This window comes from Streptomyces sp. NPDC006393 (assembly GCF_040628575.1).
In the GTDB taxonomy this organism is placed as follows: domain Bacteria; phylum Actinomycetota; class Actinomycetes; order Streptomycetales; family Streptomycetaceae; genus Streptomyces.
In genome coordinates this window covers 1-26,017 of the sequence record NZ_JBEXZD010000083.1, presented here as the reverse complement: position 1 = coordinate 26,017, position 26,017 = coordinate 1, and the positions used below count along the sequence as shown (strand labels likewise).

The 26,017-nt window shown below is 70.1% G+C and carries 30 protein-coding genes and 1 pseudogene; 18 read left to right on the top strand and 13 right to left on the bottom strand.

From position 1 onward, the window contains the following. The first annotated feature begins 12 nt into the window (after window positions 1–12). From ABZ484_RS27765 to ABZ484_RS27750, 4 genes are all read left to right on the top strand, one after another. Complete coding sequence (locus ABZ484_RS27765) at window positions 13–945, top strand: dihydrodipicolinate synthase family protein (protein ID WP_358868655.1); 933 nt, start codon at window positions 13–15, stop codon at window positions 943–945. Continuing rightward, on the top strand, window positions 945–1,946 hold the full coding sequence (locus ABZ484_RS27760; RefSeq protein ID WP_358868654.1) for a proline racemase family protein: 1,002 nt from the start codon (window positions 945–947) through the stop codon (window positions 1,944–1,946). The genes ABZ484_RS27765 and ABZ484_RS27760 overlap by 1 nt, the downstream gene beginning before the upstream one ends. A 214-nt stretch (window positions 1,947–2,160) precedes the next feature. Beyond that, the gene (locus tag ABZ484_RS27755) at window positions 2,161–3,255 is read left to right on the top strand and encodes a hypothetical protein (protein ID WP_358868653.1); all 1,095 of its coding nucleotides are present in this window, start codon (window positions 2,161–2,163) and stop codon (window positions 3,253–3,255) included. A gap of 205 nt (window positions 3,256–3,460) precedes the next feature. Then, window positions 3,461–4,039 (top strand): dihydrofolate reductase family protein, encoded by a 579-nt coding sequence (locus tag ABZ484_RS27750; RefSeq protein ID WP_358868652.1) that lies wholly within the window; start codon window positions 3,461–3,463, stop codon window positions 4,037–4,039. Window positions 4,040–4,250: 211 nt separating this feature from the next. Here the strand turns inward: ABZ484_RS27750 and ABZ484_RS27745 are convergent, their stop codons facing one another. Next, window positions 4,251–4,940, bottom strand: coding sequence for a class I SAM-dependent methyltransferase (locus ABZ484_RS27745; protein WP_358868651.1), 690 nt, complete (start codon window positions 4,938–4,940; stop codon window positions 4,251–4,253). 144 nt (window positions 4,941–5,084) lie between these two features. Between ABZ484_RS27745 and ABZ484_RS27740 the strand changes: the two genes are divergently transcribed. Both ABZ484_RS27740 and ABZ484_RS27735 read left to right on the top strand, forming a co-directional pair. Further along, entirely contained in the window at window positions 5,085–5,399 is a 315-nt protein-coding gene (locus tag ABZ484_RS27740; protein WP_358868650.1) for a hypothetical protein, read from the top strand. A 23-nt stretch (window positions 5,400–5,422) separates the two neighbouring features. Beyond that, a complete protein-coding gene (locus ABZ484_RS27735; protein WP_358868649.1) occupies window positions 5,423–5,716 on the top strand; it encodes a hypothetical protein in 294 nt (97 codons plus the stop codon). A gap of 192 nt (window positions 5,717–5,908) precedes the next feature. Here ABZ484_RS27735 and ABZ484_RS27730 read toward each other — a convergent pair whose 3' ends face one another. Beyond that, on the bottom strand, window positions 5,909–6,901 hold the full coding sequence (locus ABZ484_RS27730) for an AraC family transcriptional regulator (RefSeq protein ID WP_358868648.1): 993 nt from the start codon (window positions 6,899–6,901) through the stop codon (window positions 5,909–5,911). 180 nt (window positions 6,902–7,081) lie between these two features. Between ABZ484_RS27730 and ABZ484_RS27725 the strand changes: the two genes are divergently transcribed. Next, window positions 7,082–7,588 carry an anthrone oxygenase family protein gene (locus tag ABZ484_RS27725; RefSeq protein WP_358868647.1) on the top strand — a complete coding sequence of 169 codons (507 nt, stop codon included), beginning with the start codon at window positions 7,082–7,084 and terminating at the stop codon, window positions 7,586–7,588. A 172-nt stretch (window positions 7,589–7,760) separates the two neighbouring features. Here the strand turns inward: ABZ484_RS27725 and ABZ484_RS27720 are convergent, their stop codons facing one another. Further along, on the bottom strand, window positions 7,761–8,501 hold the full coding sequence (locus ABZ484_RS27720) for an alpha/beta hydrolase (RefSeq protein ID WP_358868646.1): 741 nt from the start codon (window positions 8,499–8,501) through the stop codon (window positions 7,761–7,763). A gap of 264 nt (window positions 8,502–8,765) precedes the next feature. Between ABZ484_RS27720 and ABZ484_RS27715 the strand changes: the two genes are divergently transcribed. Both ABZ484_RS27715 and ABZ484_RS27710 read left to right on the top strand, forming a co-directional pair. After that, window positions 8,766–9,509 carry a GNAT family N-acetyltransferase gene (locus ABZ484_RS27715; protein ID WP_358868645.1) on the top strand — a complete coding sequence of 248 codons (744 nt, stop codon included), beginning with the start codon at window positions 8,766–8,768 and terminating at the stop codon, window positions 9,507–9,509. A gap of 111 nt (window positions 9,510–9,620) precedes the next feature. Continuing rightward, window positions 9,621–10,442, top strand: a complete 822-nt coding sequence (locus tag ABZ484_RS27710; protein WP_358868644.1) for a class I SAM-dependent methyltransferase — start codon at window positions 9,621–9,623, stop codon at window positions 10,440–10,442. Window positions 10,443–10,459: 17 nt separating this feature from the next. Here ABZ484_RS27710 and ABZ484_RS27705 read toward each other — a convergent pair whose 3' ends face one another. Beyond that, on the bottom strand, window positions 10,460–10,912 hold the full coding sequence (locus tag ABZ484_RS27705) for a helix-turn-helix domain-containing protein (RefSeq protein WP_358868643.1): 453 nt from the start codon (window positions 10,910–10,912) through the stop codon (window positions 10,460–10,462). A gap of 138 nt (window positions 10,913–11,050) precedes the next feature. Here ABZ484_RS27705 and ABZ484_RS27700 point away from each other — a divergent pair, with 138 nt between their 5' ends. Next, window positions 11,051–11,968 carry a zinc-binding dehydrogenase gene (locus ABZ484_RS27700; RefSeq protein ID WP_358868642.1) on the top strand — a complete coding sequence of 306 codons (918 nt, stop codon included), beginning with the start codon at window positions 11,051–11,053 and terminating at the stop codon, window positions 11,966–11,968. 277 nt (window positions 11,969–12,245) lie between these two features. After that, on the top strand, window positions 12,246–13,070 hold the full coding sequence (locus ABZ484_RS27695) for an isocitrate lyase/phosphoenolpyruvate mutase family protein (protein ID WP_358868641.1): 825 nt from the start codon (window positions 12,246–12,248) through the stop codon (window positions 13,068–13,070). A gap of 212 nt (window positions 13,071–13,282) precedes the next feature. Here the strand turns inward: ABZ484_RS27695 and ABZ484_RS27690 are convergent, their stop codons facing one another. Next, window positions 13,283–14,380 carry a MerR family transcriptional regulator gene (locus tag ABZ484_RS27690; protein WP_358868671.1) on the bottom strand — a complete coding sequence of 366 codons (1,098 nt, stop codon included), beginning with the start codon at window positions 14,378–14,380 and terminating at the stop codon, window positions 13,283–13,285. Between the two features lie 224 nt (window positions 14,381–14,604). Here ABZ484_RS27690 and ABZ484_RS27685 point away from each other — a divergent pair, with 224 nt between their 5' ends. After that, complete coding sequence (locus ABZ484_RS27685) at window positions 14,605–15,111, top strand: suppressor of fused domain protein (protein ID WP_358868640.1); 507 nt, start codon at window positions 14,605–14,607, stop codon at window positions 15,109–15,111. 142 nt (window positions 15,112–15,253) lie between these two features. Here ABZ484_RS27685 and ABZ484_RS27680 read toward each other — a convergent pair whose 3' ends face one another. Continuing rightward, a complete protein-coding gene (locus ABZ484_RS27680; protein WP_358868639.1) occupies window positions 15,254–15,448 on the bottom strand; it encodes a hypothetical protein in 195 nt (64 codons plus the stop codon). A 309-nt stretch (window positions 15,449–15,757) separates the two neighbouring features. On the opposite strand from ABZ484_RS27680, the gene ABZ484_RS27675 reads away from it, so the two are divergent. Beyond that, window positions 15,758–16,255 (top strand): hypothetical protein, encoded by a 498-nt coding sequence (locus ABZ484_RS27675; RefSeq protein WP_358868638.1) that lies wholly within the window; start codon window positions 15,758–15,760, stop codon window positions 16,253–16,255. A 91-nt stretch (window positions 16,256–16,346) separates the two neighbouring features. Here ABZ484_RS27675 and ABZ484_RS27670 read toward each other — a convergent pair whose 3' ends face one another. The 3 genes from ABZ484_RS27670 to ABZ484_RS27660 form a co-directional block, all read right to left on the bottom strand. After that, complete coding sequence (locus ABZ484_RS27670) at window positions 16,347–16,940, bottom strand: CGNR zinc finger domain-containing protein (protein WP_358868670.1); 594 nt, start codon at window positions 16,938–16,940, stop codon at window positions 16,347–16,349. A 93-nt stretch (window positions 16,941–17,033) separates the two neighbouring features. Then, window positions 17,034–17,546, bottom strand: a complete 513-nt coding sequence (gene msrA / locus ABZ484_RS27665) for a peptide-methionine (S)-S-oxide reductase MsrA (RefSeq protein ID WP_358868637.1) — start codon at window positions 17,544–17,546, stop codon at window positions 17,034–17,036. 373 nt (window positions 17,547–17,919) lie between these two features. Continuing rightward, complete coding sequence (locus tag ABZ484_RS27660; protein WP_358868636.1) at window positions 17,920–19,365, bottom strand: hypothetical protein; 1,446 nt, start codon at window positions 19,363–19,365, stop codon at window positions 17,920–17,922. Between the two features lie 156 nt (window positions 19,366–19,521). Here ABZ484_RS27660 and ABZ484_RS27655 point away from each other — a divergent pair, with 156 nt between their 5' ends. The 4 genes and pseudogenes from ABZ484_RS27655 (at window position 19,522) to ABZ484_RS27640 (ending at window position 22,277) form a co-directional block, all read left to right on the top strand. Continuing rightward, complete coding sequence (locus ABZ484_RS27655; RefSeq protein WP_358868635.1) at window positions 19,522–20,808, top strand: molybdopterin-dependent oxidoreductase; 1,287 nt, start codon at window positions 19,522–19,524, stop codon at window positions 20,806–20,808. Then, window positions 20,805–21,284 carry a hypothetical protein gene (locus ABZ484_RS27650; RefSeq protein ID WP_358868634.1) on the top strand — a complete coding sequence of 160 codons (480 nt, stop codon included), beginning with the start codon at window positions 20,805–20,807 and terminating at the stop codon, window positions 21,282–21,284. Before ABZ484_RS27655 ends, ABZ484_RS27650 begins: the two co-directional genes overlap by 4 nt. A 94-nt stretch (window positions 21,285–21,378) precedes the next feature. Next, a pseudogene (locus ABZ484_RS27645) lies at window positions 21,379–21,471 on the top strand (glycosyltransferase); the annotation flags it as partial. A 134-nt stretch (window positions 21,472–21,605) separates the two neighbouring features. Beyond that, complete coding sequence (locus ABZ484_RS27640) at window positions 21,606–22,277, top strand: class I SAM-dependent methyltransferase (protein WP_358868669.1); 672 nt, start codon at window positions 21,606–21,608, stop codon at window positions 22,275–22,277. 13 nt (window positions 22,278–22,290) lie between these two features. Here the strand turns inward: ABZ484_RS27640 and ABZ484_RS27635 are convergent, their stop codons facing one another. The 4 genes from ABZ484_RS27635 to ABZ484_RS27620 form a co-directional block, all read right to left on the bottom strand. Beyond that, a complete protein-coding gene (locus tag ABZ484_RS27635) occupies window positions 22,291–22,797 on the bottom strand; it encodes a DUF417 family protein (protein WP_358868633.1) in 507 nt (168 codons plus the stop codon). A 137-nt stretch (window positions 22,798–22,934) separates the two neighbouring features. Beyond that, a complete protein-coding gene (locus ABZ484_RS27630; protein WP_358868632.1) occupies window positions 22,935–23,609 on the bottom strand; it encodes a haloacid dehalogenase type II in 675 nt (224 codons plus the stop codon). Between the two features lie 77 nt (window positions 23,610–23,686). Continuing rightward, window positions 23,687–24,445, bottom strand: coding sequence for an SDR family oxidoreductase (locus tag ABZ484_RS27625; RefSeq protein WP_358868631.1), 759 nt, complete (start codon window positions 24,443–24,445; stop codon window positions 23,687–23,689). 67 nt (window positions 24,446–24,512) lie between these two features. Then, a complete protein-coding gene (locus ABZ484_RS27620) occupies window positions 24,513–25,172 on the bottom strand; it encodes a peroxiredoxin-like family protein (RefSeq protein ID WP_358868630.1) in 660 nt (219 codons plus the stop codon). Between the two features lie 130 nt (window positions 25,173–25,302). Between ABZ484_RS27620 and ABZ484_RS27615 the strand changes: the two genes are divergently transcribed. Beyond that, window positions 25,303–25,926, top strand: a complete 624-nt coding sequence (locus ABZ484_RS27615; protein ID WP_358868629.1) for a TetR/AcrR family transcriptional regulator — start codon at window positions 25,303–25,305, stop codon at window positions 25,924–25,926. The last annotated feature ends 91 nt before the right edge of the window (window positions 25,927–26,017 follow it).

The window sequence follows — 26,017 nt, the reverse complement described above, 5'->3', positions numbered from 1 at the left end:
GAGCAGAAATTCATGAGCGACACCGAGAAGCAGCACGCCTCCCTCGGCGGCGTCGTGGTGGCCACCGCCCTGCCGTACCGCGAGGACGCCTCCGCGCCGGCCGGCCTGGCCATCGACTACGACCGGTACGCCGAGCACTGCCGCTGGCTGGTCGACAACGGCTGCCACGGCGTCGGCCCCAACGGCTCGCTGGGCGAGTACTCCTCCCTGACCGACCAGGAGCGCCGCAGGGTTGCCCGCACCGCCGTCGAGGCGGTCGGCGACTCGGGGAAGGTCGTCGTCGGCGTGCATGGCGTCGGTTGGCACCAGGCCCGGCACTGGACCGAGATCGCGGCCGAGGACGGCGCCGACGGCGTGCTGTGCCTGCCGCCGACCATGTACCGCGCCAACCGCGGTGAGATCCTGGCGCACTTCGAGGCAGTGGCGTCCGTCGGTCTGCCGGTGATGGTCTACAACAACCCCCTCGACACCAAGGTCGACCTCACCCCGGACCTGCTCGCCGAGATCTCCTCGATCGACAACGTCGTCGCGGTGAAGGAGTTCTCCGGTGACGTCCGGCGCGTGCTGGAGATCAAGGAGCAGGCGCCCGCCCTGGCGGTGATCAGCGGCGCCGACGACGTCGTACTGGAGAGCCTGCTGATGGGCGCCACCGGCTGGTTCGCCGGCTTCCCGAACGTCTTCCCCGCGGAGTCGGCCCGCCTGTACGACCTGGCCACCGCCGGCAAGCTGGCCGAGGCCCGCGCCCTGTACGAGCCGCTGGTCGCGGCCTTCCGCTGGGACTCGCGCACCGAGTTCGTCCAGGCCATCAAGCTCGGCATGGAGCAGGTCGGCCGGTTCGGCGGCCCGTGCCGCCCGCCGCGCGGACCGCTGACTCCGCGGCTGCGCGAGCGGGTCCAGGCCGACATGGCCCGCGCCGTCGCCTCCCTCGAGCAGCAGGCTGCCTGATGCGGTCGGTCCGTACCATCAGCGCGGTCGACTCGCACACCGAGGGCATGCCCACCCGCGTCGTCACCGGCGGCGTCGGGCCGATCCCCGGCGCCACCATGGCCGAACGCCGCCGTCACGCCGTGGAGAACCTGGACGAACTGCGCCGCTTCCTCGTCGACGAACCACGCGGCCATGCGGCCATGAGCGGCGCGATCCTCCAGCCACCGACCCGCCCGGACGCCGACTGGGGCGTGCTCTACATCGAGGTCAGCGGATTCCTGCCGATGTGCGGGCACGGCACCATCGGTGTGGCCACCGTCCTGGTGGAGACCGGGATGGTCCCGGTCACGGAACCCGAGACCACCGTGCGCCTGGACACGCCCGCGGGACTGGTCGAGGCACGGGTAGCGGTCCGCGACGGACGGGCCGAGAAGGTCACCCTGCGCAATGTGGACGCCTTCGCGCTCGAACTCGACGCCATCGTGAAAGTGCCGGGTCTCGGAGACGTCCGCTATGACATGGCCTACGGCGGAAACTTCTACGCCGTCGTCGAACTCGACCAGGTGGGCCTGCCGTTCGACCGGGCCCGCAAGGACGAGATCCTCGCCGCCGGGCTGTCGATCACGCGGGCGGTCGACGAGCAGAACCGGCCGGTCCACCCGGTCGATCCGCTCATCGCCGGCTGCAAGCACGTGCAGTTCCTGGCCCCGGACTCCACTGCCCGGCACTCCCGCAACGCCATGGCCATCCACCCCGGCTGGTTCGACCGCTCGCCGTGCGGTACCGGCACCTCGGCGCGGATGGCACAACTGCACGCGCGCGGAGACCTGCCACTGAACACCGAGTTCGTCAACGAGTCCTTGATCGGCACCCGGTTCACCGGACGCCTGGTCGGCACCACCGAGGTGGGCGGCCTGCCCGCCGTCGTGCCCGAGTTCTCCGGCCGGGCCTGGATCACCGGCACCGCGAACTACCTGCTCGACCCGAGCGATCCGTTCCCGCACGGATTCGTGCTCTAGACAGACCCGTTCGTCCGCACCGGAGGGCCGCCATGTCCCGTACCACTCCAGTAGGACAGCAGGTCCCAACATGGCATCAAGTCATGCGATCATGCGGGCGGCTCTGGATGGACTGGCGCACAGCCGCTGAGTCGATCGAAGGAGCGAGCCATCGGGAATCGAGCGGGAACAGGGGTGCGGTGTGCGCGACGGTGGGGGGCAGGACGGGTCGTCCGTGTCCGATGAGGAGTGGGAGCGCTTCCTCCGTGAGTCGGTGGCGGGCGCGGCCGGTGCCCCCGTGGAGCCGTCCGCGCGCGCTCGCGAGGTGGCGCGGCGGCTGCGGGAGCGCCCGGGGCAGCCGGAGGGCTGGCGCACGTACGCACCGGCCCGGCGTCGCCGCAGGACGGGCTGGTACGTGACCGGGCTGGTCGCGGCCGTGGCGCTCCTCGTCGTGGCGCTGCGCCCGCAGGCGGTCGTCGGCTGGTTCGGTGGCGACGACGGCGGGCAGGCCGGGGCGCCGTCGGCTGCCGAGTCGGAGCGGCCGCGGGAGGCTCCCGGCGCGGAGCCGGCTCTGCGCCCCACCCTTGCCGAGCCCTTCCGGGGGTCGCCCGCCGCCCACTGGGCCGACGGAGCGGCCGGGATCACGGTGCCGGAGGCCAAGGCGACCGGCTGGATGGACGCCGCGCAGGTCGAGCTGGCGCTGCGGCGGAGCAAGGATTTCATGGTGGCCGCGGCGCTCGACTCCGGCGTACTGCGCGGTGAGCGGCCCACGAAGGCCATCGCACTGCTGAATCCGCACCAGAAAGACGTCCAGGAGTACCTCCGCGCCGCCCTGTCGTCGAGGGTGCCCACTCCTGAGACCGATCCGCTGCTGCTGTTCAGCCGCTTCCGCCCGGAGCAGTCCCGGCTGGTCGGTGACGTCGTCAAGACCCGCGGCCGGCTCATGTACCGAGAGGGCAGGAGGGGAGCGGTCGAGGTGACGGCGGACGTCACCTTCGTGTACCCGGTCACCCCAGCGGCCGGCGGCAGCGGGCGGGACGCCGAGGTGGTCCGCACGATAGTGCGGCGCAAGGTGGTGATGAGCTGGGACGACCCGGCCAAGGTCATCACCGAACCGAACACGATGTCCCTCGTCTCGTACGCATTCGACATGACCAACGGCGGGTGCTCCGGCCCCACCGGCTACCTCGTGCCCCCGTTCGGCACCGCCGACGACCAGCCCGTCGACGCTGCCCATCAGGTCGATCCGTACGACCGCAGCAAGCCGATCGGCACGAGCAACGGCACGACGTCCACGCGCAACGGCTGCGCGACCGCCACCCGCTCCTGACAGCAGTTCCTGATCGGCAGCCGAGTCGTCGTGGGGCACGCGTGTGAGTCAGGGGCACTGCCAACGTCGCTTCCATGAGCCCAGACGGCCTGGGAACGGGACCGTGTGGGAGGGGCCGGATGCCAGGAGAGCAACGGCGATGAGTTCTGCCGTGGCGTGCGGTCTGTATCCCCGACACGGATCAACCGCACCCGAGGAGAGCACCATGACCGCCACCTACACTTTCGACGTCTTCTCCAGCCTCGACGGCTACGGCGCCGCCGGCGGGAACTGGACCGGCTACTGGGGCAAGCAAGGCCCCGAGCTGCTCGACCACCGCCTCGCCCTGTACGGCGAGGAGCAGCGGATGGTCTTCGGTGCCCACACGTATCGGCTGTTCGCGCGGATGCTGGCCACGAGCACCGAGGAATCCGAGGTCCGTGACCCATGGGTCACACGGATGAGGAGCCTGCCGGCCACGGTGGTCTCGAACACGCTGGAAGGCCCTCTCGACTGGCCGGACGCGACCGTCGTGAGGGGCGATGCCGTCGACGTCATCGCCCGGCTCAAGGAGGAGTCCGAAGTCCCGTTGCGCTCGCACGGCAGCCTGTCGATGAACCGGGCGCTGATGGCCGCCGGTCTGGTCGATCGCGTCCAGGTCACGCTCTTCCCTGCGATCACCGGTCGGACCGGGCTGGATCCGATCTTCCAGGGGGCGTGCGACTTCGACCTTGAGCTGGTCGAGCACCGCACACTCGACGGCCACATCCAAGAGCTCATCTACCGGCCTACGCTTCATGTCTGACGGCCGTCAGGTCCGTCTGTGGCAAAGCCTTGTCCGGGTCGGGAGAGCAAGCCTTGAAGGGCGAGGCGTCCCAGGCGGCTGCGGGTGACGCTCAGGGCAGGCCGGGTCGCCGGTCGGCGTACCGAATTCCGCTGGATCCCGGTGCGCAGCACGTACGAGATCCTGACTCCCGCCCTGGACACGGCAGCCGGCAGCCGTCCACCTCATTGTGTCAGCCGTTGTAAGCGGCCAGTCGCGCCCGCACCCAGGTCCGGTCCTCCGTGAGGTACTTGTCCACCTTCAGGCCCACCTCCGCGAGCGCCCCCTCGAACTGCTCCTTCGTCAGCGGCCGGGACACAAACGTCTGTGTCCATGTGGCATCCGGGAACTCGTACTCCGCATATACCGAGTTCGCCCCATCACCGGTCGGCTCGGCCGACACGATCCGCACCGTGAACCCGCTGGGGTCGACACGCTCACGCGGCAGGTTCGTGTGCCAGTCCTCGCCCTCTCGCTGGATCAGCACGCAGCCGCCCGTAGCGAGATGCCGGACGCAGGTACGCAGCAGCGCCCGCCGCACTTCAACGTCTCCGGCGTGCACGAGGAACGAAGCGAGCATCACCACGTCGAACGTCTCGCCCAGCTGGAGGTCCTCGATCCGGCCGCATATCGTGCGCGTCCCGCGGACTCGGTCGAGCATCTCCGGGGACTCGTCCACAGCGGTCACGGCAAATCCGCGCTCCAGGAGCGGATGAGTCACGCGCCCCACGCCACAGCCCAGCTCCAGGACGCGTGCACCTGGCGGTACGGCCGCGGCGACGATGTCCGGTTCGGTCCCGACCGGCAGCCGCGAGTACAGCTCGACCGCGCAGCCGTCCGGGGTGATCGCCCCGGGGCCGGTCCCCTGATGTCCCGTTCGCATGTTCAGCCCCATGCCTGTCCAACGACCCGGGCCGGCCGGCCGTTCCCTTGTCCCAACCGAAGGTTGAGTACATGACAAGTACTCGGTACCGTTTACGCGCGTTGACCGATACCGGTCGTCACCCTCTGAAGGAGGCGATCAGCGATGAGGCACGTCAAGAGGGCACTTGCCGCGACCGCAGCCGCCGTGGCCACGGCAGCGGTGCTGCAATCCCCCGCGCACGCGGCCGTGGTGCCCGAGCACGCGGTCATCGTGTGCCAGAGCGCCAGCTTCTACGCCAACTACAACAGTTCCAGCGGTCCCAGCGGCTACCTTCGCACCCTCTACTACGGGGACAAGGTGGGCCACACCCCCGGCGTCCACCCCGTCTACAACGGTTGGGCGGCCACCTTCGACTTCGGCCCCAACGACTGGGGCTATGTGCGCATCGAATGCATCGGCGGCTACGACTCCTGGTGAGTCCGGACCCGAAGGGAACCCCCATGTCGGCACCGCGCACCCTCCGTACCAGTGCCCTCGCCACAGCGATCGGCGCCGCGCTGCTGCTCGGCGTGAGCACCGGAACCGCCCAAGCCGCCGACGGAAGGATCGGCGTCCGGGAAACCGTCTGCGCCCAGGACCTGTACGTCCGTACGGACCCCGGTGGCGCCTGGATGGGCACGCTCTACCACGGCCAGACCTTTCTGGTCGAGAGCAAGCAGAGCGGCTGGGCCTACGGCTTCGCCTACGGCGACATCAACCGCCACGGCTGGGTCCAGGACGGCTGGTTCTGCTGACCGGCCGACGGGAGCCTGCCCGCCGGAGCCCGCTTCCGACAGGCCCGCTCCTGCCGTCCCCGAGCCACGACCGACACCATCCCTGACCAGCGCCCTGCAGCCACCGGTTTCCGGGTGCGGCACCCTCGCAAGCCGGGGTGCCGCACCCGGACGAAGTCGAACGACACGCAGCGGGCCGGAAGGCCACTCCCATCAGGAGGAGGCGGCTGCCGCGATGCGCTCCCGGTGCTGCTGCGGGCTGAGACCGCGGACCCGTTTGAAGGCCGCGCTGAGCGCGAAGGGGCTGCCGTAGCCGACCCTTCGGGCGACGGAGGCGATGGTGGCGTCCGGCTCGCGCAGCAGGTCCGCGGCCAGCGCCAGCCGCCAACCGGTCAGATACGCCATCGGCGGCTCGCCGACCAGGTCGGTGAAGCGGCGGCCGAGGGCGGCCCGCGACACCCCGGTCCTGGCGGCCAGGTCCGCGACGGTCCAGGGGTGGGCGGGATCGTCGTGCAGCAGCCGCAGCGCCGGCCCCACGACCGGGTCGCTCTGGGCGGCGTACCAGGCAGGGGCTTTGGCCTCGGACCGGGCGAACCAGGTCCGCAGCACCGCGATCAGCAGTAGGTCGAGCAGCCGGTCGAGCACCACCTCCTGGCCGGGCTCGTCCCGGACGATCTCCTCGCTCAGCAGCGCGGGCAGCGGGCTGGACCAGGCGTCCGGCGCGAGCACCAGCACCTGCGGCAGGGCCGACAGCAGACGGCTGCTGATCTCGCCGCGCATCTGGTAAGTGCCGCTGATCATCACCGCGGACAGTGCGGCCTCCTCCCCCGCACCGCTCCCGGCACCGTGCGCCCCGTCGGGGTCGTCACCCCAGGTCCGCACTCCCAAGTCCATCTGCTCGCACAGTTCGTTGCCGTCGACGTCGGTCGAGACCTGGCCGGGCCGGATGACGATCTGCGGCTCGGTGTTCCGGTCGCCGGCCACGACGTACGGCTCCGGTCCGCGGATCACCGCGATGCCGCCACAGCTCAGCGACCGCGCCTGCCCGTCGTCCGTCCTGATCCAGGCGTCGCCCCTGACCATGTGCACCAGGGTGAGCGGTGCCAGGTCGGCGACCTTGACCGCCCAGGGCGGGGTGAGGACCGACCGCAGCAGGAACGCGCCGCGCGCCCGCGGGCCGTCGAGGAGGGTGGCCAGTGCGTCCATGACCACAGACTAGGTCTGGACGCCCGCGTATGGGGATGAGCTTCTCGGCGATGGCCGGGCGACGTGCCGCGCGGATTCACTGAAGCCATGACGCGCAACACGCCATCCACACCGCCCAGACCACGGGCACCGCTCGCGCCCGCACCGCTTCCCGCCGGCCGCCCGACCCGAGGAGTTGCCATGACCGGCGACCTGCGCAGCCTGGTACTGCTTGCCGCCACGCTCACCACCGGCCTGATGGCCGGACTGTACTTCGCCTTCTCCGTCGCCGTGATGCCCGGCCTGGCGCGGGCCGACGACCGCACGTTCATCGAGACGATGCAGCGGGTGAACACGGCGATTCTCAACGGCTGGTTCACCCTCGCCTTCGGCGGCGCCCTGGTGCTCGGTGTGACCGCCGCGGTGCTCCACCGCAGCGGACAGGGGCGGCCCGCCCTGCCCTGGATCATCGCCGGCGTCGTCCTCTACACGGCCTCGCTCGTGATCACGATGGGCTTCAACGTGCCGCTCAACAACCACCTGGCCGACGCCGGAACGCCGGCCCACATCCACGATCCCGCGGCGGTACGGGAACGGTTCGAGACGGCATGGGTGCACTGGAACACCGCCCGCACCCTGCTCACCACCGGCGCACTCGGCTGCCTGGCATGGGCCATGCGGACAGCGGGCAGCACCGGCCGCGTCTGACATCCGACTGCCCTGCGGCCGGTACCGCCGATGGCCGCTACCGCCGCGATCGGGGCGGTAGCGCGGTTGCCGGCCACCGTCATCGAGGAGGGCTGGGACCTGTCCTTGATGAGCGGCGTGCCGGCCCGCGCTGCCTACCGTCTACTGGTCCGACGGTGGGGCCGGCCCGCGGCTAGCGCAGATGCCGGGCGAAGAAACCGGCCGCGGCGTCCCCCGCGAACTGCGGGACGCCGGTGTGCCCGCCCATGTTGGCCTGCAGGGTCTTCTCCTTGGAGCCGAAGGCGTCGAACAGGTCCAAGGCCGCCTGCCGGTCGTTCCCTTCGTCGTCCCACTGCAGCAGAACGTGCAGCGGAATGGTGACCCGGCGGGCCTCCTCGAACATGGAACGCGGCACGAGACTCCCGGCGAAGAGGCCGGCGGCCACGATGCGCGGCTCGACCACCGCAAGCCGGATGCCGATGGAGATCACTCCCCCCGAGTACCCGACCGGGCCCCCGATCTCGGGCAACGACAGGAGGGCGTCCAGTGCGGCCTGCCATTCCGGGGCCGACTTTTCGACGAGCGGGAGGACGAGGGCGTCGATGATCTGGTCGTCGACCGGCTCGCCGGCCTCCATCGCCCGGCGCAGGTCGGCGCGGGCCTTCTCGACGGCGGCCCAACGGGGCCGGTCACCGCTGCCGGGGAGCTCGATGGTGGCCGCGGCGAAGCCATCCGCCGCCGCGTGCTGGGCCCGCGCCACCAGTCGGGGATACATCTTGTGCAGTCCGAGCGGGGGGTGGCCGAGCAGGATCAGCGGCGCCGGTGCGGATGAGGAGGCGGATGCGGGCGTCCACAGGATGCCGGGGATCTCGCCGAGGGTGAACTCGCGCTCGAGGATGCCGTCGTCGAGGCGTTGTTCGGAAGTGAATTGCACGGTCGTGCCTTTCGGGAGTGCGCAGAACGGCGCTCCCGGACGACCTATCGCCCGACCGTGACCCCGGAGGAGAGCACCCACGTCGATACGTTCACGGGTACCACCTCCTCGTTCTCTCGCACGGCCTCCGAAAGGCTAGCATGCCGGCAGGATCAATCCTCGACACCGAACACCGTGAGCAGTTCGCCGGCCTTCACCGGGCGCCTGTCCGGCCTTCTGAGGAATCCCTCGGCGTCTGTGATGCCGGGGTGGCAGGATCGGCTGATGGCTGATGACCCGTTGCTGAAACAGGCTCAGGTCGTGTGGGAAACGCTGGCCACTGTGCCGGTGTCGTTCCCCCTGGCGGGGGGCTTCAACGTAGTCGCGTCGCCCGCCTCGCGGCTGGCTCCGCCTTCGTGGACCGGGATCGTGGTGCTGGGCGAGTCTGCGATCGTCACGGCGCCGACCGACAGTGACGCGCGGGTTCTGCGTCAGCTCCTGGCCGTGATGCCGACCAGCTCACTGACGTCTTCGGAAGCGGTTCGCTCCGTGTTGCCCGTGAATGACATGCTCGGTCCGGCGGTCTTGGGATACGTGTCACGCGACGGCTTCCGCCCGGCGTCGGCTGACCATTCCGTTGAACGGCTGCTCCCCGGGCATCAGGACTTGAGGGCGTTGGTGAAGTCGGTGTCGGCCGAGGACGCCGGTGAGAGCGGAATGGACGAGATCACCTCCGCTGCGTTCGTCGTGCGCAAGGGCGCGGACGTGGTGGCTGCGGCGGGGTTTCGAGTCTGGCCCGCGGCCGCCGCCCATCTGTGCGTGCTCACCGCGCCGGGGGAACGAGGCCGGGGGCTGGCGCGGCAGGTCGCTTCTGCGGCGGTGGCGCAGGCACTCGTCGACGGTCTGCTCCCCCAGTGGCGTGCCCGTCCGATGGCCTCCCGCAATGTCGCACGGGCGCTCGGGTTTCGCGAGCTGGGAAGCCAGCTCAGCGTCCGCTTGGACCAGGAGGAGCTTCGCCTGGAAGGCTGATGAGAGCGTGTCTCGTCATGTCGGGTAGCCCGGGGCTGTGGTCACCCGCCCGCCTGGCGCAACCGTATAACCGGTGGCATCGACGGCCGGGCCGTCCCTACTGTCCGGCTCATGGATGACACCATTGCCCCACCGCGGCTGACCCGACTCACCTTCCACGGCCCTCTTTCCGAGGACCGGGCCGCCAGACTGATCCGTCGGCTCACCGACGGAGTGACCCCGACCGCCCCGGCCACTGTGCTCGACATAGGCTGTGGTTGGGGGGAGTTCATGCTCCGTCTCCTCGAGGCCACGCCCGGGGCGACCGGCGTCGGTATCGACCTCAATGAGGACGACCTCGCCCGCGGACGCGTCAACGCCGAGGCCCGGGGGCTGGCCGAGCGCGTCGACTTCGTCCGTGAGTCCGCTGTCGACACCGCCCGAGGCCCCGCCGACATCGTTCTGTGCTTCAGCGCCAGCCACGCTCTCAGTGACGCCCGGCCACCGGAGCACACCACCGCTGCCCTGCACGCCCTTCGCCGCCTGGTGAAGCCCGGCGGCCGTGTCCTTCTCGGCGAGGGCTTCTGGCAGCGTCAACCTGCTCCGAGCGAGTTGTCGGCCATGTGGCCGGAAGCCTCGGCTTCCGAGTTCCACGACCTATGCGGCCTTGTCGACCTCGCCATCGCGGCGGGCTTTCGCCCTGCCTGGATCGAGTCCGCGAATCCTGACGAATGGGATCACTTCGAGTCCGCCTACCAGTCCGACGTCGAGGAATGGCTCGCCGCCCATCCCGATCATCCCCTGGCGCAGGAGACCCGCGACCGTGTGGATCGTCATCGCCGTATGTGGCTCCGGGGTTATCGCGGCGTCTTGGGCCTGGCCTACTTGACTCTCGTTCCCGTGGAACAGGGAACCGCGACATCTGGGCTTCTCGCTGCCAGAACCGAGAAGTGAACGAGGAAGGGCCACCGTCAGTCGGCCGCGCCGCTCTGCCTGTGGTCGTAGTCGTCACGATGGGTGAGGACCTCCTCCATGTGGTCCTCCGCCCACTCCTTGATCCCCCGCATCACTCCCTGGAGCGAGCGACCGAGATCGGTCAGCTCATAGGTGACGGTGACGGGCACCGTGGGGGTCACGGTCCTGGTCACCATCCCGTCGCGCTCGAGTGAGCGCAACGTCTGCGTCAGCATCTTCTGACTCACGCCCGAGATCCGGCGTGACAGCTCGGAGAAGCGCATGACCCGCGGCGCGTCGCCGGAGGCAGCCCCAGGACACGGGCCGTCCCCGCCCAGGGCGGCGAGCACAAGGGCGACCCACTTGTCGGAGATCCGCTCCAGGAGTTGGCGGCTGGGACATGCCGCGAGGAACGCGTCGTACTCCGCTTTCGCTACGGCCCGCCGCTGGGACGCGGTGCTGGTCGGCATCACTCGTCTCTTCCGCTCGGTGACTTACGCACTTCAAGGTGCCTACTTTCCATCGGGAAGCAGGTACCCCCATCGTGGTGCTGCACCACAGCGATGGCAAGACCGCCTCGCAAGGCCTCCACGAAGGAGCAGACAGCGATGAACCAGATGATGTCTCGGCGGGCCGTGGTCCGCGTGCCGTCCGGGCCCCAGTCGATCGAGACCGTCGACGTCCCGGTGGTCGAGCCGGGACCGGCGGAGATCCGCGTCAAGATTGCCGCCGCAGCGGTCAACCCGGTCGACCTGGGGGTGGCCGGGGGCGTCTTTCACCGGCTCGGCTTGGTCCACCAGCCGGACTACACCGGTCTCGGCTGGGACTTCGCCGGCACCGTCGATGCGGCCGGACCCGGTGTCGAGCTGCGGGTCGGCACCCGTGTTGCCGGGTTCATCGACGGTTTCGACCGCGACCACGGATCCCATGCCGAGCACCTCGTCGTCGCCGCCTCGAATGTCGCCGTCGTCCCGGACGGCATGGACCTGGTCGAGGCCGCGACGGTGCCGCTCAACGCCACCGCCGCGGCCCAACTCGTCGAACTCCTCGGTGAGGCGCCGAGCAAGGCTCGACACCTGCTGGTGACCGGCGCGGCCGGTGCGGTGGGCGCGCACGTCGCCGTACTCGCCCAGGACCGCGGCTGGCAGGTGACCGGGATGGCCCGAGCGGCCGACGAGTCGTTCGTCCGGGGCCTCGGCGCCGACTTCGCCACCGATCTCGGGCAGGGCTGGGACGCCGTTGCCGACGCCGGAGCCGTGCAGGAGCACGCCCTGCGGGCGGTGCGCGACGGCGGTCGTTTTGTCGGCGTCCAGCCGGCCTCGCGGCTTCCCGAGGAGCGCGGCATCGCCGTCGAGGTCGTGCTCGCCCGTCCCGACGGAGCGCTGCTCGCCGGCTTGCTCGCACGCGTGACGACCGGGGAGCTGCCTGCTCGCGTCCACGCCGTCGCGCCGCTCGACGATGCAGCCGGTGCCTACCAGGCAATGGCCAAGGGCGGCGTCCGCGGCCGGATCGTTCTCGTCCCGTGACAGCGCGTGGCTTTGTAGGCGAGTCCCGACATCGCTCGCTTGGTGCCGAGCGGTGAGAGCGCCCCGCTTCGCAGGAAAGTGATGTCACGGAGTTCTGGGAACGCCTGGGTGGGGAACGCCTGGGTGGGGAACGCCTGGGTGCTCGCTTCGGGGCGGTCGCTGTGCAGTGCATGACGGGGGCTAGGGCGGAGCCTGTCGACTGCGACGGGCCAGGGCCGGGACGTCGGTGTCGGATTCCTGCCGGACAGGAGGCCTGGATCGCTGGTTGGCTGGCCGCATGATCACAGCGCACACGGACAAGGCCCTGCTCTTCCGCTCCCTCCACAGTTCCGCGAATCCCCTCGCGCTCGCCAACGCCTGGGACGTTGCCAGTGCCCGTGTCATCGAGGCCGCGGGAGCACCCGCGATCGCCACCACCAGCGCCGGGATCGCCTGGTCACTCGGTCGTCCGGACGGGGAGACCCTCTCTCCCGACCAGGTGGTGGACCTGATTGCTCGTATCGTCGCGGCGGTCGAGGTACCGGTCACCGCCGACATCGAGGGCGGATACGGACGGGACGCTGCCGGCGTCGGCGAGACCGTCACACGGGTGCTGGAAGCAGGCGCCGTGGGCGTCAACATCGAGGACGGCACCCGGCCTCCGGCCGAGCTCAGGGCACGGCTGACGGCGGCCCGGGCCGCGGCCGAGCGGGCGGGCGGGCCCCTCTTCCTCAATGCCCGGACCGACACCTACCTGTTCGGCCTCGGTGACCCCGCCACCCGGCTTGAGGACACCCTGGAGCGGGCGCGTGGGTACGTGGACGCAGGCGCCGACGGCATCTTCGTCCCTGGCGTCACCGACCCCGCCACCATCACAGAACTGGCCGCGGGCATCTCCGTACCGCTGAACGTCATGGCCGGCCCCGGGGCTCCGGCCGTAGCCGAGTTGGGCCGCCTCGGCGCCGCTCGCGTCAGCCTCGGCTCGGGCGTCGCCCAGAGCGCCTACACCGCCACTCGCCTCGCCGCGCAGCAGTTGTACGGCGCCGGCGACTACCACCCGCTCGTCGGCGCCATTCCCTTCCCCGAGCTCAACGGCCTGTTCCTCAACCCGCCCCGACCGTAAGGCTCGACACGCCGAGCGGGCGGTCCCGCGTGCCCTCGACGGGCAGTGGCCTGAGCCGGGGAAGAAGCAGCGGCGCAAGGTGACCCGGCTTGATCCCTGCAAGCCGCTGGTCGCCGGGATGTTGGGGGCGGACCTGGACGCTGACCCAAGCCGCGGCATACCGTGCGCCGCCGGCCAGGAGCCGCCATGACTCTGAACCTGCGACGCGAGGGTCAGGCTATGAGCAGGCGGAGGCCGAGATCGGCGGTGTCGAGGTCGGCGAGGTCGCTGTTGCGCTCCGCCCACCGGCCGGAGTCGAGATCGTCGCGGAGGCTTCGCACCGCCCGCTGCTCGGCTTCCGGCCCGACCCTCGTCCATACCGACATCGCACGGCGGACGTCATCTTCCAGATACGCCCCCGGTCGGCGCCAGTACGCCTCGAACAGTCCGTCAGCGCAGTCCCACGGGATGGGCACCGGCTCGGTGCGGGCGCCGATCGCATCGGCCATCCCAGCAAGCGAAGGAAATTCCGCGAGGACGGCGGCGAACTCGGGCAGGTAGTCACGGGTGAGCCAGAACCGGTCCTGCCATCCGGGCTCATCGGTGTCGAACGTGAGCACCACCACCCGGCGGGCAACGCGCCGCATCTCGCGCAGCCCCGCTATCGCGTCCCTCCAGTGGTGAACGGTGGAGACGGCCATCGCGACGTCGAAGGACCGGTCCTCGAACGGCAGGCTCTCCGCGGCGGCGGCCACGCACGGCGCCGACCCGGCAGGCCGCTGCCCCCGCATGACCGCCGATGGCTCCACCGCGGTCACGTCGCGATCGGCAGGCTCGTAGGAGCCGGTGCCAGCGCCGACGTTCAGCACCGTCCGCGCGTCCCCGAGCGCGTCCCAGATCTGCGCGGCGATCCGTGGCTCCGTACGCCGTGTCGCGGTGTAGGCGCCGCCGATCGCGTCGTACAGCCGTGCACCGAGCATCTCCAGTTGCTCCTGCGGTGTCACCTTCAGTCCCTTCGACCGTGCATCAAGTTCCCTGTCGATGGCCGCCACCATCGCGGCAGCGCGATCACGCCGCTCCAGCAGCAGGCCGCGCAGTCGACGCAGGTGCGCGACCGCGTCGGTGCACGGGTCCCCGACCAGTTCCGCGATCTCCCGCAGCCCGAAGCCCAACCGCCGATAGGCCAGCACCTCCCGCAGCCGCTCCACGTCGCCCGCCGAATACGCGCGGTACCCGGCCGCGGTCCGCGCCGACGGCCGAACGAGGCTGATCTCGTCATAGTGATGCAGTGTGCGGACGCTCACGCCGGCCAGCTTGGCCACTTGTCCCACGGTCCAGTGATCCTCCACGGCACCGACTATGCAGCCTGACGCCACGTGAGGGTCAAGCCTCACTTACCGCTGCAAGAGCCGCACGCGGAGCAGCGGTTTGAGGCGACCCCAGCTTCTCGGCGCGGTCGAACGCCATCTGGCATGATCACGCGGTGAGTGATGCGAGACTGCCGGCCGCAGAAGGCGTGGAGTCACATGTCCGGGCGTTCTTCGTGGGGCATTCCGTGGAGGTCGTCGACTACGACCTCGGGCCGCAACGGCGAGAAGCGATTGCCGACCTGCGTGTTCTCGTCGTGGGGCCCGGTCCCCGCGGCGACAGCTGGGCCTATGTGACCGCCGGGTGCTGGGCCGCGATGGAGAGACACGGTCATGGGCTCGAGTTCGTCATGACCGCCCACGTCCGCGATCAGCGGTTCATCGACCTGATGGCGATGATCGCCTACTACCACTGCGGAGGGCACCGGCTCGACCTGGAACACAGCATGCCGATCGGCGAACCCTGGGTGCCAGGCTCGGCCTGCGACCACCTGCTCATCAGCCTGCCCTACCTCCACGGACCCGGCCTCGAACACTGTCCCCTGCCCGAGGGACACGCCCGGATCCTGTGGACCCTGCCGGTGACGAGCGCCGAGATCGAGTTCCGCCGAAGCCACGGCCACGAGGCATTGGAGCAACTCTTCGACGAAGCGGAGATCATTCCGACCGATCCGTTCCGAGCCTCTGTCGTCTGAGTCCGGGTCCGGGTCCGACCGACGGTGCCCGCGCAAGCGCGTTGAGGACGTCGGCTGCGATTATGTGGCCCCGCGGGCCTCGCCGATCACCCACGGCAGCGAGCGCCGGCACGCAGCGTGGACGGCGGTCTCCACCTCCCCGTCAGAGCCCGAGGTCCAGGGCAAGGCATGAGAAGTACTGCCAGGATCCCTCGGGGTTGTAGGAGGCGTCGATCCCGCCGTTCAGCGATACCTCCCTCACTTCGGTCATGTCCTCGTAGCGGATGCGCTCGGGCAGCTTGCCGAACCGCGCAATCCGCGCCGCAGCAGCGACATCCACTGCCCTGTCGTCACTCATGGCCATTCTCCGCTCTCCGCTGTGCTGGCTGTGCCGGTTCCGCCGGCCGCAGATCGCGTGCCTCTGCGCACGCAACCCAGATTGCATCCAACGCCGTCACCTGTCAAGGTGGTGACGATTTGAGTGTGGGGGGAGGCGGCACGGGGGTCGGCCCAACCGTCGGGTCCGGTACGTCCACCGGGGCGGGTCCGTCGGCGACTTGACGTAGGACGGTTGAGGGCCGCCCTACTGGATTTGAACGCGTTCAATATACTGGCGGTCCGGCGGGGCCTGGACACAGGTCCTGCTCGGTCGTGAGGAGGGGTATGCGTGGGCCGACAGGTGTGGTGGTCTGTTGCTTTCACGGCGGTGACGATGGCGCTGACCATGTCGTGCGGCTGGGCGGCGGCGATCTACGCCGCAGAGATTCCAGCGGGCCGGCTCGAGGGGCGATGGACCAGCGAGGCGGGCACCTCCCTGACCTTCCGGCCGGATCACACCTTCACCAGCGAGCACTTCGACAAGTTGCCCGTCGCGTCACGCTGTAACGCCCCTGCAGCCTTGTCATCCGGCCGTTGGGCGTTCTATGGCCCCTCGGATACCGACAAGAGTTACACCGCTGACGAAGCCGTCACGCACGGCAGCGTGCTGTCGCTGACCTTCTCCACCGGCGACTGCACTGTGGATGCCTACCTCTTCGGTGACGAAGACGATCCCGCAATGTGCCCGACCGACGACCCGGATGACGGCTGCCCCGCAACGGGATATCTCGACAGGACCGAACAAGCCGACGAGCCTCTCACCCGCCGGAGGCACATCCATCCGTGACGCCGCGCCAGCGCCCCGAGTTGGTCAGACTGCCGGCGCCGCCGCAGGAACACCCACACGGCGGTGGTCCCGGAAGGCCTGCGCCACAGCGCTACCGGCTCGACCTCGATGGCGAGGCCCCTCGCGCAGGCGAGGCCGCCCGTGCCTGGGTCCGCTTGCGCGCACGATACGCAGCCGCCTTGATCCTGTTGCCGCACGGATCCATGGCACACCACTCCCGGCGGCCTCCGTGCGACCGGTCGAGATAGACCTGGGTGCACTCGGGCCTGCTGCATTCCTTGAGCAGCGCCGCTTCCGGTCCCCCGAGCAACCGTACGGCCTCCCGGGCGATCGACGACAGGGCCTGCTGCGGCGTCGCGTCGACCCGGCGCCCCTCCCGGGTGAGCTGCGGCACCGCGGACGGCGTACGCGCCGCGCCGTTGACCTGCGCCAGGGCAGCGGCGTCATAGTCGTCGCCCGCCAGCGTGGCGACCAGGAGCAGGTAGACCGCCTCACGAAGAGCGATCGCCCGCTCTACGTCGGACGGCTTGCAGCGCATGTCTCCGTCGACGAGACCGGACTCGCGGAACCAGGCCTCCAGGCTCTCTGGACTCGTGAGCATTTCGGTGGGCACGGCATTGCGCCGTGCGCGCAGGGTCCCGACGAAGTCCAGCACCGGAGCACCGCACTTGAAGACATGCACCATGTCACCATTCTGGCAGGTGACGAGAATCACGACAAGCCTCCCGGCGTCCCGGCCGCGCGGCACTCCGGGCAGGCCCGTCGCCTCCCTCGCCGATCAGGACCCGGCGCGCTTCGGCAGCTTCCAGTTGGGGCGCGGGAAGTGGCACGTGTAGCCGTCCGGGTAACGCTGGAGGTAGTCCTGGTGCTCCGGTTCGGCCTCCCAGAACGGGCCGGCCGGTACGATCTCGGTCACCACCGGCCCCGGCCACAACCCCGACGCCTCGACATCGGCGACGGTGTCCTGCGCGATGCGTCGCTGCTCGTCGTCGAGATGGAAGATGGCGGAGCGGTAGCTGAGGCCCACGTCATTGCCCTGCCGGTTCTTCGTGCTCGGATCGTGGATCTGGAAGAAGTACTCCAGGATGGTGCGGTAGTCGGTGACAGCGGGATCGAAAGTGATCTCGATCGACTCGGCATGCTTCCCATGGTTGCGGTACGTGGGATGGGGCATGTCGTCCCCGCTGTAGCCCACCCGCGTCGTGACCACACCGGGAAGCGTCCGGATCAGCTCCTGCATACCCCAGAAACAACCGCCCGCCAGTACGGCCTTTTCATGGACGTCAGTCATGGCGCATCGCCTTTCCGTAGGAGATCTTCCTGGCAACCGGCCAGGGGCCACCATGATGAGGGTAATCGCGTCACCGATCAAGGTGGTGACCGACTGACGGACGTCAGCGCGCTTTCGTTGCAGGGGAGCCCTGCGCTTCAGTACTTGTGTCGCCGCAACGAGGTCGCGGCCTTCCGTGCGGGGGAAGACGTGACGTCGCAGGCTCGCAAGATTCCCACTCTGGTCATGCCGCTCAGCGAGAGCCCGCAGGCCTGGGCCACCCGGTGCCGGTCCCGCAGCCGGGGGCGGCTCCGGATCGGGACACCACGGGATCGTATGGTCTTCACTGCGAGCGGGCGGCGGCCGTGTTGGCCCGGACGCACGGCGCGGACGTTCACCAGCCGGTCAGCAGCAGGTGGTTGAGCAGCAGTGCGGCAAGCGCCTGGGCGGCGAGCCAGCCTCGGTGGTCGCGCCGCGGCAGGAACGCGGCGCAGGCGGGCAGCCACAAGGTGAACGGCAGCCAGATCCGTTCGGTCTCGGCCTTGCTCATCCCCGAGAGGTCGGCGGCGAGTATCGCCAGCAGGAAGCCGCACGGCAGCAGCACCGCGGCGATCGACCGCCGGTCCCCGCTCAGCCGGGCGCGGACGAGGGCGGGAACACCCGCCGTCACCCGGCGCAGCCCCGCGACCGAGGCGAGCCCGGCCGCCGCGACCACCGTCGCCAGGTCCCCGAAGAACCAGTAGCTGTACGGCCGCACGCCGCCGTAGCCCTGGAAGTAGCGGGTCCTGAGCAGCCCGTACGCCTGCCACCAGTCGAAGCCGGCCGCGGTGAACGCGGCCACCACCACGGCGGCGCCGGCCAGCACGTAAGGCACCGGGCGCGCGCTGCGGGCGCACAGCAGCACCACGGCCGCCGGTACCACCAGCAGCACCAGCCCGTACGACAGGTAGCAGGCGCCGCCGAGCAGCAGCCCGCCACCGACTCCGGCCGCCGCGCGGGCCGCCGGTGAGGTCCGCGTGGCGGAGACGGCGAGCAGCGCCAGCGCCCAGGCGGCGACTGCCGCGAAATAGCCGTCAGCCGACACACCCACCCACACCATGCCCGGCGCCAGGACGAGGAACGGCGCGGCCGCCCGTGCCCTGTGCTCGCCGGTGAGCAGGCGCAGCGTCACCAGCACCGCGACGACCAGGGACGTGCCGGTCGTCATCACGAACGCCGCGGCCCAGACACCGCCGCCGAGCCCGATCCGGTCCAGGCCCACGAAGGTCAGCACGGCGCCCGCCGGGTGGCCCGCGATGTGCGTGGCCCAGTGCTGCGGTGAGTTGATCAGGATGTGGTCGGTGTAGGTGCGCAGCGCCGGCCCGAGGTCGTCGAACCGGTGCAGCTGCGCGAGGTACTCACCGGTCCCCATCAGCCGCCCTGCGATCCCGCGCTGCCAGCCGTCCACCAGGGCCAGCGACCAGGTCCACGCCATCGCCGCGGCCCACGCCGCCCACGGCAGTGCGCGCCAGGGCAGCCGTGCGGCGAGGGCCGGACCGTACCCGACGACGAGGACCGCGACCGTCACCGCGAGCGGCGTGCCCGGTCCGGCGTGCGGGCGCCACCACGCCTCCAGCGGCGGGAACGGCGACCTGAGCACGTAGCTGTCGCGCTGCATCCAGCCGCCGATCCCCGCCATCGCGGCGAACAGCAGCAGGGCCGCGCCCGCGGCCACCAAGTCCCGCCGGCGGGAGGTGTCATCCGGCTGTGGGCGGTCGTGCCCGTCCGGGGACGCCTCCAAGGGTCCGGGTGCTGAAACGGTGCCTTCGGGGGTCTGCGGACTCGCGGAGAAAGAGCTCACCCGCCGCACCCTAGGCACGCGGCACTCCCCCGGTCACGGTGGCTCAGCGGGACGTCAGACTTCCGAAAGGACTGTCTGCGGTCCAGGACGGCGTCAGACTTTCGTCATGAGTCGATCCGGTCACCTGCGAGGTTCGTGCACCTAGGGTCGGCCCACATGAAAGCCCCCTTTGCCCGCCGGCCAGGTCCCTGGCGCAGCCCGCTGCGCGGGCCATGGCTCACGTCGGTGTTCGGCGCCGTGCTGCTCATCGGCATCCCGGTGCTGTTCGTCACCGGCCTGCTGTCGTACGCCGCGTACAACCCGGACCTGTCCCACGTGAACGACAAAACCCCGGACAAGGGCCTGCTCGGCTTCTACCTCTTCTCCTGGCCCACACACCCGTACTGGCTCTATCGGGCGAACCAGGGCGTGCACGTCACCCTTGGGATCGTGCTGGTCCCCGTGCTGCTGGCCAAGCTCTGGTCGGTGGTCCCGAAACTGTTCACCCTGCCGCCCGTGCGCTCGGCCGGCCACGCCCTGGAGCGGCTGTCGCTGCTGCTCCTCGTCGGCGGCGGGCTGTTCGAGTTCGCCACCGGCATCCTCAACGTGCAGCTCGACTACATCTTCCCCGGCTCGTTCTACCCCCTTCACTTCTACGGCGCATGGGTGTTCTTCGGCGCCGTGCTCGCCCATGTGGCGCTCAAACTACCCGCCGCGACAAAGGCGTTGCGCAGCCGCGACCTGCTGGCCGAACTGCGGACCCCGACCTCCCGGACCCGGCCGGAGCCCGCCGACGCGACCGGGCTGGTCCCGTCGGCCCCCGCGGATCCCACCATCTCCCGGCGTGGCGCGCTCGGGATGGTCGGGCTCGGCTCGATCGCGCTCCTGGTGGTGACGGCCGGGCAGAGCATCGGCGGGCCGCTGCGCCGCACCGCCCTGCTCGCGCCCCATGGCCGCTCCCCCGGCACCGGCCCCGGGGGCTTCCCCGTGAACAAGCCCGCGGCTGCCGCCCACATCCGGCCCCAAGATATCGGCCCGGACTGGCGGTTGACGGTCAGCGGCGTCGGCGGCAGTGTCCGGTTGAGCCTCGCCGACCTGCAACGGATGGCCCAGCGCCGCTCGGCCCTGCCCATCGCGTGCGTCGAAGGCTGGTCCACCAGCGACCAGCACTGGGAGGGCGTGCGGCTGCGGGACCTCGCCGCGCTGGTCGGCCATGCGCAGGACCCGCCGGGGGTGTTCGTCGAGTCCGTTCAACTCGCCGGCTCCTTCCGCGCGGTGGCACTCGGCGCGGGCCAAGTACGGGACGGCCGTTCACTGCTGGCCTTGCGGGTCAACGGCGCCCCGCTCACACCCGACCATGGCTACCCGGCTCGCGTCATCGTGCCCGCCGCGCCGGGCGTGATGAACACCAAGTGGGTCGGCCGGCTCACCTTCGGCGCCACCGACTTCCCGGAGCGGGCATGAAGCGGCTCTTCCACGTCCTGTACGGCGAACCCTGGTGGCATCTCGTTGCCCTGCTCGCCTCGTTCGCCCTGTGTGGCTACGCCATGGCCCAACTGCTCGCCGGCGACTGGTGGGGCGTGGTCCAGTGGGCGGTCGGCGCCGCCGTCATCCACGACCTCGTGGCCGTCCCGCTGTACGGCAGCGCCGACTGGCTCCTGCACCGGGCGGTGCGCGCCGGCCGGCCCCGCTCGCCGCGCCGCATCGCCGTCGTGAACCACATCCGGATCCCCGCGTTCGTCTCGCTCATCCTGCTCCTCGTCTACTGGCCGCTCATCTCCATGGACAGCGGCGCGCAGTTCCGGACCGCGACGCTGCTCGACCCGGGTGTCTTCCGGTCGCGATGGCTGACTGTCACCGCAGTGCTGTTCGGCCTCTCGGGTCTCCACCTGGCCTTTCGCCTGTGGCGTGACCGGGGTGACCCGAACCCCACCACCTGAGGACGCGCACCCCTCTGCCCCCTGCGGCTCTTGACACCGCACGTTGGCCTGCTCGCCGAACGTCACACCTCCATGCCCGACAAAGAGGTACCCCATGACACCCACTGCCGATGTTGTCCTGCCCTGCCTCGAGGAGGCCGGGGCGCTGCCCTGGGCGCTGGAACGGATCCCGCCCGGCCGGCGGGCCGGCCTGGCATCCCGTCCATGCCATGCGCGCCGTCCTTTCCGCACCGGCGCAGGCGGGCCAGAACCGGGCAGGTGCCCGATGACCGCGCTCATGGTGGTCCCCAAGGAAACGGCAGGTATGCGGTGACCCTCCCCATGACCCTGCCCGCGGCACCGGCGTGGTCCACCGCGGACCCTTACGCCGAGGCGCTGCGGACAGGCCGCGGTCCCCTGTACCTGTCCTGTCCTGACGGGCGCCTGCTGCCGCTGGACGTCGAGCGGTGGTGCGCTCCGCCGGACCGGGCCGACCGCACTGTGCTGGCCGCGTGCGGCGGTCCCGTGCTGGATGTCGGATGCGGTCCGGGCCGGATGGTCACGGCGCTGGCCGCGCGAGGCCGGACCGTCCTGGGCATCGATGTCAACGCCGATGCCGTCCGGCGCACGCACGCCGACGGCGGGCCCGCCCTTGTCCGGTCGGTCTTCGACCGGGTGCCTCGCGAAGGACACTGGCGTACCGCCCTGCTGATGGACGGCAACGTTGGCATCGGCGGCGACCCCGGTGCGCTGCTCACCCGGCTGCGGCACCTGCTGCGTCCCGGCGGCACACTCATCGTCGAGACCGCGGCCGGGCCGCCGGACCGCGACGAACGTCTGCACGTCCGTCTCCACGACGGCGCCCGAGCCCACGGCCCGCACTTCCCATGGGCCGTCCTCGGCCCGGACGCCCTGGAGCGGCACGCCGGCGCCGCCGGATGGACCATGACGGCGTCGTGGACCACGGATGGTCGCACCTTCACCTCCCTGCACACTCCGGGAGCATCGAGGTAGAGGGTGTGCTCGCCTATACGTAGTCGTTTTCGCGGCGCGGTTGGTGATCGTGGTGGGACTGGGCGGCCTTGAGGGATTCCCCGAGCGTTGCGAGGGACACCCCGAGCAGGACCAAGTCCTTGAGGAGGAACTGTCCGGGCTGCGCCGACAGCACGGGGACGCCGTTGGCGAACGTGGCGACGACTCCTGGGGTGCTGAAGAGGAAGCTGATGGTTCCGAGAAAGAGCACGATCGCCAGCATGCTGCCCAGGGCGGACAGTCGTGGCCAGAGCGGGTGGACGGCGAGGAGGATCGCCGCCACGATTTCCATCGTTCCGAGGGCCGCCGCGAGTGCGTCGAAGCTGAGGAAGTCGTACAGCCAGCTCATCAGCGGACTGTGCTGGATGAGCACGCGGCTCTCCATCTTCACGAACTTGCCCATGCCGATCCAGGCGAGCACGACGACCAGACCGTAGCGACTGACTGTTCTGCCTGTGCGCGAGAGTGCGTCGGCGCCGCGGAGAAGGCGTTCGTCGATCATGGGGGGGGTGCCTGTCTGTGGGGGTGGGGGCTGTGCTGCTGGTCGCCGACCGGGGCGCTCGACCGGGCGGAAGGATGAGTGCCGCCCGGTCGCGGCATGGTCGGCTGCGGGAGGCCACCGGTGGCCGGAGTCGCCGTTCAGCGGCAGTCGCGTTCGATGATGAGGTCGGCCAGCTCTTCGAGGTTGGCGGCGACCATGTCAGGCCTGGGGCCGATGGGGCTGAGCACGGCGCCGGAGCGTTGCAGGAATGCCGCCTGGCAGCCGGCGTGCAGGGCGCCTGTCACGTCCCAGGAGTGGGCGGCGATCAGGCGTACGTCGCGGGGGTGGACGTCGAATGCGGCGGCGACCGCGAGGTACGGTTCGGGCGCGGGTTTGAGCCGGCGGACGGCGTCGGCCGACATCACACGGTCGAAGAGGTCCCGGATTCCGGCGTTGCGCAGTTGCTGTTCCGCCACGTCCTGGACGGAGTTTGTGAGGGCCACCAGGTGCAGCGGGGTGGCCGCCAGTCGTCCGAGGGCCGCGGGCACCTCGGGATGGGGCGGCAGTGAACTCATCAGAGCCACCGTCGCGTCGACCTGCTCGTCGTTCAGCGATGAGCCCTCACGTTGCGCGATCATGTGGAGGGCTGCTCGCTGGGCCGTGGTGAAATCGACGTAGGAGCCGGTGATGCCGCCGATGAAGGACAGTTGCAGCATCTGGGTGAACCATTGCGCTCTCAATGCGGCCTTGCCGAAGAGCGCTTCGAACGCCTCGTCCAGTGCTGTCAGATCCAGCAGCGTCTCGTTGACGTCGAAAGCCAATACTCGGGTCACAGCAGATAATCCGTTCCATGTCGGTGCGGGGCGGGCCTGCATCGGGCGCGCGACGACGGGGCCGGGCCGTGTTGCCGTCAGCGGGAGTCGTGGACGTCCCAGACCTGGCCGGTGGCGTCGCCGGCGAGCCGGGCCATGAGGGAACGCGCGGAGTCGTCGGCGCTGATCAGCTTGCCCTCCTCGTGGCTGCGTACGAAGCGCGTGTAGGTAGCCGCATCGAGGCGTCCTCCTCCGGTACGGCGGATCAAGGCCTGCATGGCGGTGTCCACGGATCCGGGCCTGTAGACGTTGACCGTCACGCCTGTCCCTGTCAGTTCCGTGGCGAGGTTGAGCGTGTGGGCCTCCAGAGCGGCCTTGGTCGCCGCGTAGGCGTTGCCACCGATCATTGTCTCGGGGCGGGCGACGATGGCGCTCGAGACGTTGACGATGCGGCCCCATCCTGCTGCGGTCATCCGGGGCAGCAGTGCTGCGGACAGCGCGGCAGGGGTGATCACATTGAGGCGGAACGCCGCGTTCCAGGTGTCGGGTGTCATGTCGGTGCTGTGGCCGAGCGGTTCGACGGTGGCCGCGTTGTTGATGAGGATGTCAGGGCTGCCGAGCTCCGCGGTCACCCGGTGCACGATGTCGGGCACCGTACGGGGATCGCCCAGGTCAGCGGGGACGGCGAGGGCGCTGCCACCGCGGGATGTGACGAGCTGGACGGTGCGGGAGAGCTCGTCCTGGCTGCGTGCCACGCACGCCACCCGCACACCGGCCTCGGCGAGGCCCGTGGCGAGGGCGCGTCCGATTCCTCGGCCCGCCCCTGTGACCAGGGCGATCTTGCCGTACAGGGACACGTACTGCTCCGTTCGGACAGGGACGGGAGGGTGCCGGGGCGTCGGCACGCCCGGGGTGCGGGGCGGTTCAGCCGGCCGTCCGCGAGACGGCCTCGAGGATCTGGATGGGCTCGGTGCGGGTGGTGTAGTTGGGGTGGACGTCGATCCAGCGCACGACACCCTCGGCATCGACGACGACCACGGTCGGCATGACGATGTCGGGGGTACCGTCCGCGTTCGTCTCGGCGATGTCCAGACCCAGGGATGCCTGGGCTTGCAGGGTCCGGTCGTTCGGCCGGGTGACGATGCCCAGGGCGTGGCCGAGTGTGTTGCCGGGGTCGGACAGGACGGCGTAGGACAACTCGTTGGTCTCGGCCATGGTCAGCGAACCGTCCGGCCTCTGCGGGCTGACGGCGATCAGGGCGACGCCCCGCTCTTCCAGCTCTGGGGCCAGCTCGCGTTGATAGGTGCGCAGAGCCACATTGCAGTACGGGCACCAGGCACCACGGTAGAACACGATGACGGCGGGCCGGCCTGCGCGCGTCTCCCGCAGAGTGGTGGGGTTTCCGTGGGCGTCCAGCAGCTGGGCCTCCGGAATGGCCGTGCCCGCCGCAGCGACGCCGGCCGGCACTCCGGCGGCATCCAGCTTCATTTCCTCGGCGTGAAAGGCCTCCAGCGCCTCGGCCGGCACCTGCGTGGCCATGGTCTCGGTGAGGGCAGCTACCTGGTCGGCTATGGGACTGGTCATGTCCGTCCTTGCTACGGGGGAAAGGGGTGAGGGTCCCGGAAGGTGTTTTAGATCGATCGCTCTAATCTTGTGCCCCAGGAAATAGAATGTCAAATCTAAAAATGGGAGGCCGACCTGTTAGCCTGGGCGGGTGAGCAGCAGTACGGAGACGCGGCGCCTGACCGCGAAGGGGCGTGCCACGCGCGACCGCATCGTGGCGGCAGCAGCGGCTGTCATGTACGACCAGGGCGTGGCGGGCACCAGCACGGAGGACATCCTCACGGCCGCCCAGGTATCCAGTCCGTCGCAGCTGTACCACTACTTCGGCGACAAGAAGTCCCTGGTCCAAGCCGTGATCGAGTACCAGACCGAGCGTGTTCTCGGATTCCAGCGCCCCCTGCTGCGCCGCCTGGACAGCTTCGAGGCGCTGGAGGCGTGGCGCGATGCCGTCGTCCAGGTGCAGCATGCGCGCGACTGCCGGGGCGGCTGCCCCATCGGATCCTTGGCCTCCGAACTCTCGGATACGGATCCGCAGGCCCGCACACAGCTCGCGGCGGGCTACGCACAGTGGGAGGACGCCATCCGCGACGGGTTGGCGTCCATGCAGGAGCGGGGCGAACTGGATGAGGAAGCCGACGCCGGTGACCTCTCCCTTGCCCTGCTCACCGCGCTGCAAGGCGGTCTGCTCATGACGCAGACGCGACGCGACACCGTCGCCCTTGAAACCGTCCTCAACGCGATGATCGACCGCATCCGCTGCCACGCCGTCGGCTAGGTGTATTGATCACGAGCGTTGTTAACGCCGTCGGGCTTGATCATGGCGAAGACCTCCGGTGTGGTGGAGCTGTCTAGGAACGCACCGCACG